Below are 16,446 nucleotides of genomic sequence, written 5' to 3' on the forward strand. Positions count from 1 at the left end.
AAAGCGATTATTCAGAGACATATCGACCGTTAAACCTGGGTGCATATTACAAAACTCGGCCACAGCGTCTGCGAGAATCAAATCTCCGGAGATAGTAGGCACTGACATTTTGATATGACCACTGACATTTTCACCAAAGCCTGAAACTGCGTCCATAGCCTCTTGAGCCGCCTGCTTCACATTTTTGGCTCCGTGTAACATTGCCTTACCCGCCTCGGTAAGCGTCAATTTACGCGTGGTTCGATATAATAGCTGCACGCCAATCTCTTCTTCCAAACGCGCAATTCTCTTACTAACTACCGAATTTGTAAGGTTATTTTGTTCTGCCACCTTACTGAAGCTGCCTAGTTCTACCACCTGTGAAAACAGGATCAAATCGTCTGCTCGCATCTGATTATGCCAATTTTGGAATTAATTATTTTCATTATTTCCCTATATCAATAAAAAATAAAGGGGTAAATTCACGCCAAATTAACAAAACAATTACAAAAACAGTCATTCCAATTACAAGATTCGCCTAAAGAAGGTTCCCGTTTAGAGGCCAAAGCGATTCAAATAATGACAAACCATAACGTGATCTTTACTTCAAACATGAACGTTTGAAAACAGTACGAGGAAGTACCCATGAGTGAAACTCTACTAGCCCTATTGGCATTTTCACCAATAGTTGTTGCAGCGATTCTGCTGGTTGGCCTTAACTGGCCTGCAAAAAAAGCGATGCCTGTGGCATTTGCCTTAACCGTTGCTATCGCCCTACTTGCTTGGGACATGTCTGGCACTCGCGTGCTGGCTTCTGTATTCCAAGGCTTCGGCATTACAGTGTCGGTTCTCTGGATTGTGTTTGGCGCCATCTTCTTATTAAACACTTTGAAACACACCGGAGCTATCACCACCATCCGCAACGGATTTACTGACATATCAGCAGACCGTCGTGTACAAGCGATCATCATTGCTTGGTGTTTTGGTTCATTCATTGAGGGCGCATCTGGCTTCGGCACACCCGCTGCAATCGCTGCACCACTGCTGGTTGCTATCGGCTTCCCTGCGCTGGCTGCGGTACTGATGGGCATGATGATCCAATCTACGCCAGTATCATTCGGCGCGGTTGGTACACCTATCATCGTTGGTGTGAACAAAGGATTGGACACGCACAACATCGGTGAAAGCCTGATTGCTCATGGCTCAACATGGGATGCTTATCTACAACAAATCACGTCAAGCGTTGCGCTAATTCATGCTTCTGTTGGTGTGATGATGCCTGTATTGATGGCAATGATGCTGACTCGCTTCTTCGGTAAGAACAAAAGCTGGACTGAAGGTTTAGATATCCTGCCGTTCGCACTGTTCGCAGGTGCTGCTTTCACTATTCCTTACGCACTAACAGGTGTTTTCCTAGGCGCTGAATTCCCATCACTGATTGGTGGTTTGGTTGGCCTTGCGATTGTGGTTACTGCAGCAAAACGTGGCTTCCTCGTACCAAAATCAAAATGGGATTTTGAGAGCGAAGACAAGTGGCCTGCAGAATGGCTAGGTTCTCTGAAAATCGACCTTGACGACAACAATCAAGGCCATAAGAAGATGAGCATGGCGATGGCATGGGCACCATACGTGCTGCTAGCGGTGACCTTGGTTGCGAGCCGCGTGAGCCCTGAATTCAAAGGCCTACTGAAGAGCGTTAGCCTATCGTTCAGCAACATCCTTGGTGAAACCGGTGTGAGCACTGCGATTCAGCCTCTGTATCTACCGGGCGGTATCTTGGTCTTCGTCGCGCTGGTTGCTGTTCTGATGCAATCTCGCAGCGCAACGCCACTGGCTAAAGCCTTCGGTGAATCGAGCAAGACTCTGATTGGCGCAGGCTTTGTGTTGGTGTTCACCATCCCAATGGTTCGTATCTTCATTAACTCTGGTGTGAACGGCGCAGATTTAGCAAGTATGCCCGTAACCACGGCAAACTTCGCAGCTGACCTCGTTGGTAGCGCATTCCCAGCATTGAGTGCAACGGTTGGTGCGTTAGGTGCCTTCATTGCAGGTTCGAACACAGTTTCAAACATGATGTTCAGCCAGTTCCAATTCGAAGTAGCGCAGACTCTGACTATCTCTAGTGCGGTGGTTGTTGCTCTACAAGCCGTTGGTGCAGCAGCAGGTAACATGATTGCGATTCACAACGTGGTAGCGGCATCAGCAACTGTTGGCTTGCTAGGACGCGAAGGTGCAACCCTACGTAAGACAATCATTCCAACGTTCTACTACTTGGTGATGACAGGCATCATCGGCCTAGTGGTTATCTACGGATTCAAAATGACCGACGCACTTATGTAAACCATAAGTCGTTCAAAAGCACTTGGCGTTAATACTCAATTCCCCGACAGCGACACCGTCTAATAAGACAGTTGATGAGTTCCGGGATGGATACTAGAGCACATCAACACCCATGGGTATTAACGCCATTTTCCCGAATTAAAGCAGCCCAAACCAAGCTCTCAAAGAAGAGCAACATCCCAAGAATTTAGGACTGAAATTATGATCATATCCGCATCGACTGATTACCGCGCCGCAGCAAAAGCGAAATTACCACCGTTTCTTTTCCACTACATTGATGGTGGCTCTTACGGAGAACATACCCTACGTCGCAACACGGCTGACCTAGCTGAGATTGCGCTAAAACAACGCGTACTCAACGACATGTCGGACCTAAATTTGGAAACCGAACTATTTGGCGAGAAGCTAGCGATGCCAATCGCACTAGCGCCTGTTGGTTTAACGGGTATGTACGCAAGACGCGGTGAAGTACAAGCAGCAAAAGCCGCCGACAACAAAGGCATCCCTTTTACCATGTCGACCGTGTCGGTATGTCCGATTGAAGAAGTTGCACCTAAGATTGAACGCCCAATGTGGTTCCAACTTTACGTGTTAAAAGACCGTGGCTTCATGAAGAACGTTCTTGAACGCGCTAAAGCCGCTGGCGTCACAACACTGGTCTTCACCGTGGATATGCCCGTACCCGGCGCTCGCTACCGTGACATGCACTCAGGAATGAGTGGTCCAAATGCAGCAGTACGCCGCGTATTCCAATCTATGCGTCATCCTAGCTGGGCAGTTGATGTCGGCTTACTGGGTAAACCACACGACCTAGGCAACATATCTACTTATCGTGGTTCTCCTACCAAGCTGGAAGACTACATCGGTTGGTTAGGTGATAACTTCGACCCGTCGATTTCATGGAAAGATCTAGAGTGGATTCGTGATTTCTGGGACGGTCCAATGGTCATCAAGGGCATTCTTGATGAAGAAGATGCAAAGGATGCGGTGAGATTTGGCGCAGACGGCATTGTGGTTTCAAACCACGGCGGCCGCCAGCTTGACGGCGTTCTATCAAGTGCCAAAGCGCTGCCTTCGATTGCTGATGCAGTTAAAGGCGACACCAAAATTCTGGTCGACTCTGGCATTCGTACTGGCTTGGATGTGGTTCGAATGATGGCATTGGGCGCAGACTGCACCTTGCTTGGCCGTTCTTTCGTTTACGCATTAGCAGCGCAAGGACAAGCCGGCGTTGAGAATCTACTCGACCTTTACGACAAAGAGATGCGCGTTGCGATGACATTAACAGGCGCGAGGACAATCAAAGACTTAACTCGTGAATCTTTGGTGGGGCTAGATTAAACCTCAACGACTTAGGTTCGGATTCGGACTCATGCTTTGGTCTACTTAGGCTGAAGTTCAATCGGTGTCACAGCAATTCCACTACCGTTGTGACACCGTTTAAGCACTGGAAAATAATATAAAAAACGAGGGCGTGTTGATCTTTCGAGCTGATTTTTGCAGCGAGTTGCTGGGTATTTATACAAGGCAGAGGCGTCGATGTGTAGCTAGCCTACATGAGAAGCCGATAACGTAGTAGAAATGGCCAGCAAACGCTGCCCGAAGGGTTCGGCTAAAAGCGTTTTACTCTTTGTTGAGGGGGATTTGCTTAGAGTGACTAGGCTACTTCCCCTCGCCGCGATTAAAACGCTTTTATCTCGAACAAAATTTAACCACGAAAGGTCAACACGCCCTGAACAGTGCCAAATAAGAAGCACAAGGAAGCAAAGATGGAGACAAACACATCCCATGAGCGAGTAATAGACGCACAAGCTTATCAGCAGCTTGAAGCGATACTGGCTCAAAAAATAGAAACGGAACGCATTGTCACGCAAGAGGCAAAGCGATTGGCCTACGGCACCGATGCGAGTTTTTATCGCTTGGTGCCGAAAATGGTTCTAAGGCTTAAAAACTTAGACGAAGTGATATTCACCATTCAAAGCTGTCGCGAACTCGGCATTCACTTTACCTTCCGCGCCGCAGGCACCAGCCTGTCAGGACAAGCGGTTTCAGACTCGGTGCTCATCACCCTTACCGACGACTGGCGTGGTCATGAAATTGTCGATAACGGCAATCAGATCATTCTTCAGCCCGGTGTGATTGGTGCTGATGCCAACAAATACCTCGCCCCTTTCCAACGTAAAATCGGCCCAGACCCAGCCTCTATCAACACCTGTAAAATTGGCGGTATTGCCGCGAACAACGCCAGCGGTATGTGTTGTGGTACTGCGCAAAACTCCTATCGCACCGTCGAGAGCATGAAAATCGTATTGAGTGATGGTTCCCTGCTTGATACGGCAGATAACGCCAGCGTTGAAGCTTTCAAGCAATCACACAAAACGTTGTTTGAAGGCATTATTGATTTACACAGACAGACTAGCTCAAATCAAGAACTGGCAGACAGAATCCGCCACAAGTACCGTCTTAAAAACACCACCGGCTACGCGCTCAATGCATTGGTCGATTACCACGACCCAATTGAGATCATAAAACACCTGATGATTGGCTCAGAAGGCACACTAGGCTTCATAGCCGAGATCACTTACAACACGGTGATTGAACACCCGAACAAAGCTTCAGCGCTATTGGTGTTTGCCGACATCGAGCAAGCAAGTAAAGCCGTAACTACATTATCCAAAACTCCGGTTGCAGCCGTTGAGTTGATGGACGGCAGGGCGCTACGTTCTGTCGCGGATAAACCGGGTATGCCTGCGTTTATGCCAAACCTAGATTTAGAAGCGGCGGCTATTTTGGTGGAATCACACGCCAGCTCCCAGCAGGACTTAGATTTACAATGTAAATCAATTTTGGATGCATTGGCTGATTACACGATTGTTGAATCGGTCCCTTTTACGTCCGATCCAAAGACTGTTGCAACCCTGTGGGGCATTCGAAAAGGCATGTTCCCAGCAGTTGGGGCCGTTCGTGAAGTTGGCACAACCGTTATCATCGAAGACGTGGCTTTCCCTGTTGAAAACCTGGCTAACGGTATTCGAGAGCTGCAAGAGTTGTTCGATAAATACGACTACAGCGAAGCGATCATTTTCGGCCATGCACTCGAAGGCAACCTTCATTTTGTGTTTACCCAAGGCTTCGACAGCCAAGAAGAGATCGACCGTTACGGCGGTTTCATGGATGACGTTGCCGAGCTAGTTGCAGTGAAGTATCAAGGTTCACTGAAAGCGGAACACGGCACGGGCCGAAACATGGCACCTTATGTGGAATTGGAATGGGGCAAAGATGGCTATGCCTTGATGCAACAGATCAAAGCGCTGTTTGACCCAGAAAGGCTGCTCAACCCCGGCGTTATCATCAACGACAATCCAAATTCCCACATCACAGACCTGAAGCCAATGCCTGCTGCCGATGACCTTGTCGACCGCTGTATCGAGTGTGGCTTCTGTGAGCCTGTTTGCCCTTCTCGCACACTGACCTTGTCACCTCGCCAACGTATTGTGTTGTACCGAGAACTGCAACGCCGCCGAGAAGCAGGTGAAGAGATAGAAGCCAGTGAACTAGAGAAAACCTTCGAATACCAAGGCATTGATACCTGCGCGGCAACAGGCCTGTGTGCTGAGCGCTGTCCGGTAGGCATTAATACGGGTGACTTAGTGAAGAAGCTTCGTGTTGCCAAGTATGAGAAGTTCACACCAATCGCTAAGTGGACAGCGGATCATTTCTCGACCACCACGAAGCTGACCAAAGCAGGCCTCAAAACCAATCAAGTAGCGAGTAAGGTCTTGGGGGCAAACACGGTCGGTAAGCTTACCAATGGCCTGCGCTCAGTGACCAAAGGCGCAACGCCGGTTTGGATGCCAGAGATGCCGCAGTCCAACAGTCACTCGCTTGCCTCATCACCCGTGACGGCAGAATCTTCAAGCAATCATAAGAAGGTGGTTTACCTCCCTTCCTGTGCAAGTCGAACCATGGGGCAACAAAGCGATGCGGGCGACCAACGTCCTCTTACTGAAGTGACCATGTCTTTGCTCAACAAGGCAGGATTCGAGGTAATTCTACCGAAGAAGCTAGATGACCAATGCTGTGGTATGCCTTACGACAGCAAAGGAATGACCGACTTAGCACAGTCGAAGGCTCAGCAGTTGGAAGAAGTGCTATGGCAAGCCAGTCGTCAGGGTGAATACCCAATATTGATGGATACCAGCCCATGTGCTAAACGCAGTATTGAACAGTTCACCAAGCCATTAGAGGTGTTAGAGCCAACAGGGTTTGTGAATCAATATTTGCTTGAACATCTGACGCTTGAGCCGCTACAAGAAACCGTGATGCTGCATGTCACGTGTAGCTCTCGTCGAATGGGCTTAGAAGGCGCGATGTTAAACCTTGCTAAAGCGTGTACCGAAGAGGTGATTGTTCCAGAGCATATTCAATGTTGTGGTTGGGCAGGTGACAAAGGCTTCACTACACCAGAGCTGAATGAGGCGGCGGTACACCCACTCAAGGAACAAGTACCGAGCAACTGTACTCGTGGTTTCAGTAACAGCCGAACCTGTGAGATAGGTTTATCACACCACAGTGGCATTCCATATCAGTCAATCTTGTACTTGGTGGACGAAGTGGCGCAGTAGCTTTATTCAAAGTTCATAGCAACGTGCTCTAGCTTAAAACGAAAAATGGCAGCCCAATCAGGCTGCCATTTGTTTATTCGATTTAAAACGTATTACCGAGCTAGATATTGCTGAGCTAGCGGCTACTGAGCTAAGCGCACCAACTCTTCTGGCGAGTAGTGTTCTGCTTCTGCGCCTTTGGCGATTAAGTCGATCACTTGGAACTCGTTCATGTCACCAAACTCTTTGGTTAAGTAATCACGGAACGCTTTCTCGTTCGGCCATTTGCCTCGCACGATATAGCCATCTTCCTTATCGAAATCTTCCGTCTCAAAGAAAGAAAAGTCGGTCATACCAATATTGTGGCAATACAAAACGAGATACATGTTGAATCCTTTACACTTAACTAGGGCCTGTTTAACTTTCGAGCCGATCAAAAAGCGTCTCTAAAAAGCAGGGCTAAGGTTACAACATAAATGCTAAATCGAATACCCAATCGGATCGTCAATTTAGAAACCTCAGCGACCGGATCTTTACGTTAGTCATCAAACATCAAGTTAATGGCTGCACCCAACAAGATCAGCCCAACAATTGGCCCCATGACTGCTAATGGCGCGCGCTCAATGTATGGAAGGTTCTCTGCGATCATCAAACCCCATTCAGGTGTTGGTGGCTTTGCCCCTAATCCGATGAAGCTCAGCGAGGTCAGACTTAGAGTGATGACTGGTAGCCTCAACATCGCGTGTCTTAACAACGGTGGCAACACATACGGAAGCAAGTAGAAACGGAAGATTCTAAGCTTACTGGTGCCCCATAGTGGCGCGAGGTGTGTATAAGGTTGAGCCTTGGCTTCTACGATCAAGCTTGAGCAGTGTGCAGCTAGCGGCGCCCACGACACCAATACAATCGCGATTAATGCGCTGTTCGGATTCATACCCGTTAAGCCCGCAACTAGCAACCCTGCAATGATGTAAGGGATACCCTTAGTTATCTCGATAAGACCTTGGCTAAAGCGGGTATTGAAACCCATGATAATGCCTGTCACCAAACTCAAAAACGTCGCCAACATACCGGCTTGGAAGGTCGAAACCATACCTGAACCGATTCTCGCTAACAGATCTCGACCAATGCCATCCGCACCCAATGGAGCTTGCCAACTTGGATCCGCTAAGCGAGCAAATTGACTGGTATATGGGTCACGAAATGCTGCCCAAACTACGATAGTAATTAGGAACGAGAAGATCGCAAAAGCAGTAACACGTTTAGCTCGGCTCTGCGTAAAACGAAACGAAGAGTGACTACTGATGAGCTTACCGCTTTTCAGGCTGTGACCAAGAATCAACTGCTGAACAAACAAGCTCATGCTGCTCACGGCAATCGAAAACAGCAGCAATACTAATAAGCCGCCTTGCAGCATAGGTAGATCTTGCGCCTTAGCAGCACCAAGAATCATGCGTCCGATACCCGGAATCGAGAAGATAAGCTCAACCGCGACCGCACCCCCCGTTAAGCCAATAACGATCATTGCAATTTGTGGGATCAGGCTGCTTAGCGCTCTTTTCAGCGCAAAGCGAATAATTTGATTGGAATGAACGTTGGCACTGAGCCAAGTGATCACCCAAGGTTCATTGAGAACGCGTTGTAAACTGTCTCTGAGTAGACGACTAAACAAGCCACTTGCAGGCAGTGCGAGCGCTAAACTCGGTAGCCAGATATCTTGCCAACCTTGCCAACCATACGGTGGTAGCCAACCTAACCAGATAGAGAACACCAATATTAATACCGAGGCCACTACGTACTCTGGCAACGATATTAATACCGTACTTAAACTGCTGTAGCTCTGCCCCAGCTTGCCCTTCTTCCAACTGCGTAAGGTGGCAAGCAGGCCTGCACCACACAGTACGAAAGTCATCACCAGTGCGCTAGACATCAAAAACAGAGATGTAGACGCTGTTTTTTGAATACCTAGTGCAACCGAAGAACCATCAATCCATGATTCACCTAGATCACCTGAAAAAGCACTTCCTACCCAGTCGAGCAGGCGCTCAATAGCTGAACGGTCAAGCTGAAGATCAGCGCGTACCGCCGCTAAAGCTTCAGGCGTAAGCAGGTGTTGTTGCCCCGCCCTAGCCCGCAGAATAGATTGGCTTGGATCGATGCCTGCAATGTCAGGCATCAAACCAACAAGAATCACCACCACAATCAGTGAGGCGATTCTTGATAGCCAAGGCGTCAAGATAAATAGAGTTCGACGCAGAGTCTCAGCAGATAACATTTATTTAGTTAGCCTGTGTTGCCGGGTTAACTTGTGTCGCTTTTTTGACCTGTGTAGTTTGATCAACCAAGCGACGTTCACTTGGGTCACGAACGACATTGCTTACACGCTCACTTTCACCTTGAATCACACGTTCGTGAAGCAGCGGGATAGCCGCGAAATCGTTAAGGATTTTTTGTTCAGCTTCGATGATCGCTTGCTGACGCAGCGCACCTAGCGGTTGTAGGTCAGCGTGATTCAGTGCTTTATCTACCTCTTGAGAACAGAACTGGCCAAGGTTGAATGAACCCTGACAACCAAAGTCGCTCATCATGTAAGCCACTGGGTCACCCGAATCTAGAACCGTTGCACGAGAAAGGATAAACGCGTCGAACTTACCAGATAGCGCATCGTTCTCGATCTGAGCGTATTCACGAATATCCAGCTCAACCTTGAAACCAGCCGCTTCAAGTTGTTGCTTCAGTAGCGCTGCCACTTCTGGAAGCTCTGCACGGTCGGTAAAGGTACCGATAACAATACTTTCACCGTTTGCTTTTAGCGTTTTGTCGATTGCTTGACCTTCAGGTCGGATCGGCTCAGCCCAAGCAAGTGCAGGACCTAATAGGCCTTGTGCGATGTCCGCGTGGTTTTCATAAACAGTATTCACGATCTGCTCACGGTCTACTGCAGCTGCCGCTACCTTACGCAGTTCAATATCGCTAAATACGCCTGACTTGTTGTTCAGGTAAAGCGTATTAGTACGAGGCATTGCCACTTCATAAAGTAGGTTCGGATCAATGGTCGCGATTTGTGAAACGGGTACTGCTTCAACGATGTCTGCTGTACCTGTTCTTAGAGCTGCAGCGCGAGCAAAACCGTTAGGGACGTATTCTGCAATCACAGATTCAACTTGCGCTTTTTCACCCCAGTAGCCATCGAAACGTTTTAGCTTCGCGCTGGTTGTACCGTTAATTTCAGTCAACTCAAACGGGCCCGTACCAGCACCCATTGGGCTAACACGGCCATCTTCTTGGTAAGCACTTGCTGCAAGAATCGCTAATTGAGGGCTTGATAAACGGCTTGGTAAAAGAGGGTCATCAAAGCTGGTCTTGATCTCTACGCGGTAGTTGTCCATCGCTTTCACTTCGAGATCGACACCATCTAGAATGCGTGGCTTAGGTGCAGCCTCAAGCGCTTTCTGCAAAGAGTTCACTACGGATTCTGCTGTTAATGTAGAGCCATCGTGGAATTTAACGCCTTGGCGAATCGTGAACTGCCAAGTCAGAGGATCAAGATGTTTCCAATCAGTCGCTAGCATTGGTTCTGCTTCTGAGGTTGGGCTCAAGTTCACTAACGTTTCAGCCGTGCTCCAACGTGATAGTTTGAACGCGTCATCAGAAAGTGGCGATAGGCCCGTTCTTGGTGGTTGCATCATCGCAACTCGGATTTCAGATTTTACTGCGGCATCGCTAGACCCTGGTTGAGAGTCAAAACAGCCTGTCAAAGGCAGAGCCAACGCAAGCGTGCAAGCCAGTTTGATTGAATTAAAACGCATAATTATTTTTTCTCTGTAGCTGTATTTTTTTAATAAATAAGGTTGTGTTTAACAAGTAGATTTCGAAAGAGGCTGAGACTCGATCAGCATCTGAGTCGCAGGATGAGCAGGTTTACTCATCACTTGATTGATCGGTCCGTGCTCCACCATTTCACCATGGTCGAGTACCAGTATTTCTTCACAAAGGGCTTTTGCGGCACCTAAATCGTGAGTAACCAAAATAAGGCGCATATCGCGCTTCTTTTTTAATGAATTAACCAAGTCCAACAACCTTTGGCGATTCACTGGGTCAAGGCTGGCAGTAGGTTCATCGGCCACCAGCACTGCGGGTCTAACGACAAGAGCCCGAGCAATAGCCACACGTTGAGCTTGACCTGTAGAAAGCTGATTAGGTTTCAGTAAGAGCAAACTGGCAGGCAATCCAACGTCTGAAAGCGCCTCTTCAATGATGGCTTCATGATTACCCGAAACATCTAAGTTACTTAGAGGTTCGGCTAAGATCTGTCGAACGGTATAGTAAGGGTTGAGGCTAGTGTGGGGCTCTTGAGGCACCAATTGAATCAAGCGACACACCGTTGCTTGCGCTTTGCTATCGCGAATTGGGAGCGAATAACCGAACAAGTTTATTTGACCAACGGTTGGCGCTTTAAGGCCAAATAGCAGTTCAATTAACGTTGATTTACCGGCACCAGAACGCCCAACAATTGCTAGGCTTTTGTCTTCAACATTAAGGTCTATGTTCTGTAGCGCTTTGAACGCTTTACCACCCAACCAACTTGGTACGGAGTAGTAGTGAACACTCACATTGTCGAACGTAATCTCTGTCGATGCTTGTGTTTCTGAATCAGTCACTGGCATTAATGACGAGGCTTCTGAGTTTAGTGGTAAGGTCGGGCTCATTCGATTAAGTCTCTCAATGAACAGCAGAAAGCGTGAGAGCTCGATTCAAGTGCATGTTTTGGTGCGCCGTAAGCCACCACTCCACCATCATCGATGACCAACAACTTGTCACACGCTAATGCGCTGTGCAGGTCATGAGTAATCAACAAGCCACCGATTTGTCGCTGTTTAACATTGTCTCGAATCAACTTAAGTATCTCTTGCTCTGTCACCGGATCTAACGCGCTGGTTGGTTCATCGGCGATGATGAGATCGGCGTTACTCAGCAAGCCAATCGCAATACAAATCCGTTGACGTTGCCCTCCCGAAATTTGGCTCGGATATAACGGCAAGATGGTTTCAGGGTTAGGAAATCCAAGCTGCACTAACAATTCAGTGAGTTTGATCTTGTCTTGTGATTTAAGCTTAGTGCGCGTCCCCGTCAATGCCAAACTGAGTTGACCTTCAATGGAAACCAGAGGATTTAATGCTTGAAGCGCATCTTGAAAGATAACTGCGGGGCGCTGTGCTGCGGTTCTTTGCAACATAGGCAAGCCACACACGGCATCGCCAGAAAGAGAAATATAACCTTCAACCTCAACGGTTTCTGGCAGAAAACCCGCAATCGCGCGCGAAAGCATCGACTTACCAATGCCTGATGGACCCATGATCGCCAACAGCTCACCTCGATATACATCGAAATGAATATCTTGAAAAAGTGTTCTCGAAGAGGTTTTGATCGTTAATTGGTCAACAGACAGAAGTGGGGCGTTCACGCAGATACTCATAAATGGATGTTATAACATAACAACTCTATCATTAAGCCTACATGATGAAAAGCGAACATTGAACCGTATCGCATTTTATTGGCTGTTTGATTGACCATTTTTACTAGGTCATTAGATAAAAAAAGCGCCCTTAGCATAATGCTGTCTGGCGCTTTCAAAAGTACTGGCAATAACGATTGTGTTTCTAACCTAATGACACGCCGCGGATGCACCTTCTGTTGGAAGACACTTCTGCTTAACTTGTGCGATGAACGGATACAAGAATGCAATACGTCCAAGATAAAACAAGGTAAACGCCAACCACAAACCATGATTGCCCCACATATCGATTGATAATGCCTGTACCGCTAAGAAAACCAACAAAGTAGCGATGCTAGAGTCCCTAACCGGACGCGTGGTACCCGTTCCCGTAAAAATGCCGTAAACCGTTAAGCCAAAGCCAGACACCAGCGGGAACACAATCAACCACGGAGCCATCTCTTGATATAGAGCGACAAGCGTTGGGATATCGGTAAACAAGAAAACAATGCTGTCTTTGAATACCAAGGTGAGGAAGGTCAGTGCGGCAATAAAGCTCGCCGTCCATTGGAAGTTAAGTCTTAATACACGATCCAACATTGAAGGGTTCTTCTGTCCTACCGCCTTACCTGCAAACACACTCGATGCGTTGGCAATACCATCAAACATATAGCTGACAATGAAGGTCACCTGCATCAAGATCGCGTTAGCCGCTAGAACATCGGTACCCAGTTTAGAGCCAGTACGCGCCATCATGTTGAAGAACACCAAGATACAAATGGTGCGAAGCAATAGATCGGTATTCGAAGAGATGATTGTCGATAGGTCTTTCTTGGTCATCTTCGAGCCTTGCAAGAACTCAGAGATCGAAATATTGCTGGTCTTCATCACCAAGGTCACACCAATCGCAAAGGTGGTAACTTGTGCAATCAAACTTGCGTAAGCCACACCTGCGACACCCAAATCGAAATAAAGTACAAACACCGCATCCAAGACAATGTTCAACACATTACCAAACACTTGTGTATAAAGAACGTCTTTGGCTTTCGCCTGTCCCATTAACCAACCAATAATGGTGTAGTTAAGCAACACGAAAGGCGCGCCATAAATCAAAATACTGAAGTAGATATGCGCGTGCTCGGCTACATTGGCTTCAGGCTCTATCACCCACATTGCGCCTTGCCAGATGAGTGGTTGTATCAAGATAAAGATCAAACCCACTAAACCAGACAGCACAAACGGACGCATCAAGCTACCCGCCAAATCAGTGCGGTTTCCCTTACCCAGTGCCATCGCACTTTGGCCCGTGGTACTGACACGGAAAAAACCAAACAACCAATACATGGTGTTCATAATGATGGTGCCGATCGCCACGCCGCCAATCAGTTCAGCAATACCAAGTTGGCCGATAACAGCGGTATCCACAGCACCTAGTAGAGGCTGTGTCACCGTTGAGATGATGAAAGGGAAGGCAATTTTCAGATAATCTTTGTGGGTAATGGTCATATTCTACCGGGTGATATTAAGAACTATTTGCAATTAGAGCGGGATGCTATCGTTTAATCCGTACGTTGTCATCATTTACTTAGAGTCGTTTATCAACAAGCTTCTCTCCTATCGCACCATCAACATAAGAGGCCTTTCTGTCATTGAGCGAGCAAATTAGCCACAACAAATGAGTCAAATCACGCTCGACAAAACACAACAAAACCAATTACTGAGCCAACTCAATGGTTAACCTAGTAAAGGCTCAGTAAAAGCTCACGGGAAGGTAGAAATCGAGCTCGAATATTTCATCACTATTAAGGAAGTGATTCTGATGATAATGCACATACGCAGGAGTCGAGCGCTGTTTGAAACCAGATGTGGGTAGCCACTTTTCTAACACCATACTGATCTGTGGTAGCAGTTCTCCATAGCGGCCATTTAGTCGAAACACAGCGTGTAAGCCGCCCGGAATCACCATCTGATTAACTACGCTACGATACTTAATCGGCTCATCAATCGCGATACACGCGACATAACGACACTGATCCATTTCAACCCAAGCAGGGTTTGAGTGATGCAAACCAAATTGGCTCGAAAAATCACGCTGTTCGGAATTCGCCCACGCTTTCAATATCAACCACGCATTGCGAATAGAGCGGTTATAACCCGTATGTCGAACATAGGCCGCCATGCGTTCAGGCACTTCAACGATCTTGGGTTCGGGCAATACTCGCTGCGCCACATTCAAATAGCCCGCCGCCACTTCGGGATCTTTCAAATAGGGTTTTTCTGCTACTTGTAAATCGTGTTTACGCCACTCGCCCGGAGACATATTAAAGGTCGCTTTAAATGCTCGACTAAACGAAGACACCGAGCTAAAGCCACATTTATGGGCGATCTCGACCACTGACGAGCTGGTATCAAACATCAATTGGTTGGCTGCATACTCCATTCGAGTGCGTCGGATATATTGATGCAACGACTCCCCGACCACGCTTTTAAAGGTGCGATGAAAGTGCTGTTCTGAATAGGCCGCTATCTCAGATAACTCTTTGGCAGACAAAGGCTGACTGATGTCTTGGTGAATATGGAACAAGACATCATTGATTCGCGATATGTGTTGACGTGACATCGTTTAAATAGCATAAATGGACATGTTTAAGAGCATAAACGGACACGCTTGTTTTTACAATTGCCGTGTAATATCAAGCGATAGAATAAAAACGATAAACGACGAGACACAACACATGGAAATCGCACAGTCATTACAACAGATTCAATCTTCATACATTCGAGAGATCCTCGCAGCCGCAAGTGATCCAAATGTCATCTCATTGGCCGGTGGTTTACCGGACGAGAAAACATTCCCTATCGATTTAATGAAGCCAACGCTAGAAAACCTAGCGAACATGCCTGAAGTTTTCCAATACGGTTCTACTGCCGGTTACGGCCCGTTGCTTGACCACCTAACACAAAGCTACCAATTGCCAGAATCACACACGGCAATGATTTGTACTGGCTCTCAGCAAGGTTTGGATTTGATTGCACGTGCGTATGTTGACCCGGGTGATGTGGTTGTGATGGAAGCGCCAAGCTACTTAGGTGCGATGCAGGTGTTTGGCCTAGTTCAAGCAAACATTGCGACCGTGTCTCAAACTGAATTTGGCCCGAACCTAGACGAACTGGAAACGTGCTTTGCACAGCAATCACCGAAGATGTTCTATGCCGTGCCTGATTTCCACAACCCAACAGGTGTATGTTGGGCAACAGAAACTCGTCAAAAAGTGGCTGAGCTGTGTATCAAGTACAACGTAGCCTTCATTGAAGATGCGCCATACCGTGAGCTACGTTTCACAGGTACGGAACTGCCATTGGTTTCTTCGTTCTGCCCTGACAACTCTATCGTTCTTCGTTCATTCTCTAAGATTGCATCGCCAGGCTTACGCATTGGTGCGGTAACAGGTAAACGCAGCTACCTTGAGCCACTGATCAAAGTCAAACAAGGCGCGGATTTACACTCAAGTGTACCTATGCAAGCACTGCTTGTTGGTCTTCTAAAACATGAAGACTTCAACGTACACATGGAAAACATTCGCACACTGTACAAGTCTCGTTATGAAGTGTTGTTCTCAGAGCTAAAAAAACAACTGCCTGCAGATTGCGTGTTAAAAGCCGTAGATGGCGGGATGTTCATTTGGGTAGAAATCCCAGAGTGCGATACCTTCGAATTAGCTAAGACTTTGCTATCGAATGGTGTGGCGGTTGTACCAAGCCCAGTATTTTATCCAAAGGCCGATGAAGCAAAAGCCGCACTGCGCTTAAACTTCACTAACGCCAACCCAGAAGAATTAACAGAAGCGGTGAAACGCTTAGCGGAAGTACTTAACCAAGCGTAATCGCTGATTAAGTCAGACAGATTCAATACCAAGGCCCTGATGTATTTTTACAGCAGGGCCTTTTTGGTTTGGGAATACGTGTTGTAATTCGAACCAGATAAAACGGTTTCATTGCATTTCTTAGTCCAAAAGCCACACTAATAAC

The 16,446-nt window shown here is 47.4% G+C and carries 12 protein-coding genes; 4 read left to right on the plus strand and 8 right to left on the minus strand.

What is annotated here, in order from left to right; all coding sequences use genetic code 11:
- Positions 1 to 390 (minus strand): LysR family transcriptional regulator (locus tag ACED46_RS13910; protein ID WP_371721715.1); only part of this gene is annotated, 390 nt, incomplete at its 3' end.
- Positions 391 to 624: 234 nt separating this feature from the next.
- On the opposite strand from ACED46_RS13910, the gene ACED46_RS13915 reads away from it, so the two are divergent.
- From ACED46_RS13915 to ACED46_RS13925, 3 genes are all read left to right on the plus strand, one after another.
- Entirely contained in the window at positions 625 to 2,319 is a 1,695-nt protein-coding gene (locus tag ACED46_RS13915; RefSeq protein WP_017061561.1) for an L-lactate permease, read from the plus strand.
- Positions 2,320 to 2,520: 201 nt separating this feature from the next.
- Positions 2,521 to 3,660 (plus strand): FMN-dependent L-lactate dehydrogenase LldD, encoded by a 1,140-nt coding sequence (lldD, locus tag ACED46_RS13920; protein WP_065583579.1) that lies wholly within the window; start codon positions 2,521 to 2,523, stop codon positions 3,658 to 3,660.
- A gap of 428 nt (positions 3,661 to 4,088) precedes the next feature.
- Entirely contained in the window at positions 4,089 to 6,944 is a 2,856-nt protein-coding gene (locus tag ACED46_RS13925; RefSeq protein WP_371721716.1) for an FAD-binding and (Fe-S)-binding domain-containing protein, read from the plus strand.
- Between the two features lie 122 nt (positions 6,945 to 7,066).
- Here the strand turns inward: ACED46_RS13925 and ACED46_RS13930 are convergent, their stop codons facing one another.
- The 7 genes from ACED46_RS13930 to ACED46_RS13960 form a co-directional block, all read right to left on the minus strand.
- The gene (locus ACED46_RS13930; RefSeq protein WP_017061558.1) at positions 7,067 to 7,309 is read right to left on the minus strand and encodes a hypothetical protein; all 243 of its coding nucleotides are present in this window, start codon (positions 7,307 to 7,309) and stop codon (positions 7,067 to 7,069) included.
- Between the two features lie 152 nt (positions 7,310 to 7,461).
- Entirely contained in the window at positions 7,462 to 9,198 is a 1,737-nt protein-coding gene (locus ACED46_RS13935; RefSeq protein WP_371721717.1) for an ABC transporter permease subunit, read from the minus strand.
- A 4-nt stretch (positions 9,199 to 9,202) separates the two neighbouring features.
- Positions 9,203 to 10,732 (minus strand): ABC transporter substrate-binding protein, encoded by a 1,530-nt coding sequence (locus tag ACED46_RS13940; protein ID WP_371721718.1) that lies wholly within the window; start codon positions 10,730 to 10,732, stop codon positions 9,203 to 9,205.
- A 48-nt stretch (positions 10,733 to 10,780) separates the two neighbouring features.
- A complete protein-coding gene (locus tag ACED46_RS13945) occupies positions 10,781 to 11,632 on the minus strand; it encodes an ABC transporter ATP-binding protein (protein WP_371721719.1) in 852 nt (283 codons plus the stop codon).
- A complete protein-coding gene (locus tag ACED46_RS13950; RefSeq protein WP_371721721.1) occupies positions 11,629 to 12,387 on the minus strand; it encodes an ATP-binding cassette domain-containing protein in 759 nt (252 codons plus the stop codon). Before ACED46_RS13950 ends, ACED46_RS13945 begins: the two co-directional genes overlap by 4 nt.
- Before the next feature lie 201 nt (positions 12,388 to 12,588).
- Positions 12,589 to 13,923, minus strand: a complete 1,335-nt coding sequence (locus ACED46_RS13955; protein WP_371721722.1) for an MATE family efflux transporter — start codon at positions 13,921 to 13,923, stop codon at positions 12,589 to 12,591.
- Between the two features lie 244 nt (positions 13,924 to 14,167).
- Positions 14,168 to 15,037: a GyrI-like domain-containing protein gene (locus tag ACED46_RS13960; RefSeq protein ID WP_050620166.1), complete on the minus strand. Its 870-nt coding sequence runs from the start codon at positions 15,035 to 15,037 to the stop codon at positions 14,168 to 14,170.
- 115 nt (positions 15,038 to 15,152) lie between these two features.
- On the opposite strand from ACED46_RS13960, the gene ACED46_RS13965 reads away from it, so the two are divergent.
- On the plus strand, positions 15,153 to 16,301 hold the full coding sequence (locus tag ACED46_RS13965; protein ID WP_102428141.1) for a PLP-dependent aminotransferase family protein: 1,149 nt from the start codon (positions 15,153 to 15,155) through the stop codon (positions 16,299 to 16,301).
- The last annotated feature ends 145 nt before the right edge of the window (positions 16,302 to 16,446 follow it).

Source organism: Vibrio sp. 1S139 (assembly GCF_041439475.1).
Classification (GTDB): domain Bacteria; phylum Pseudomonadota; class Gammaproteobacteria; order Enterobacterales; family Vibrionaceae; genus Vibrio; species Vibrio crassostreae_C.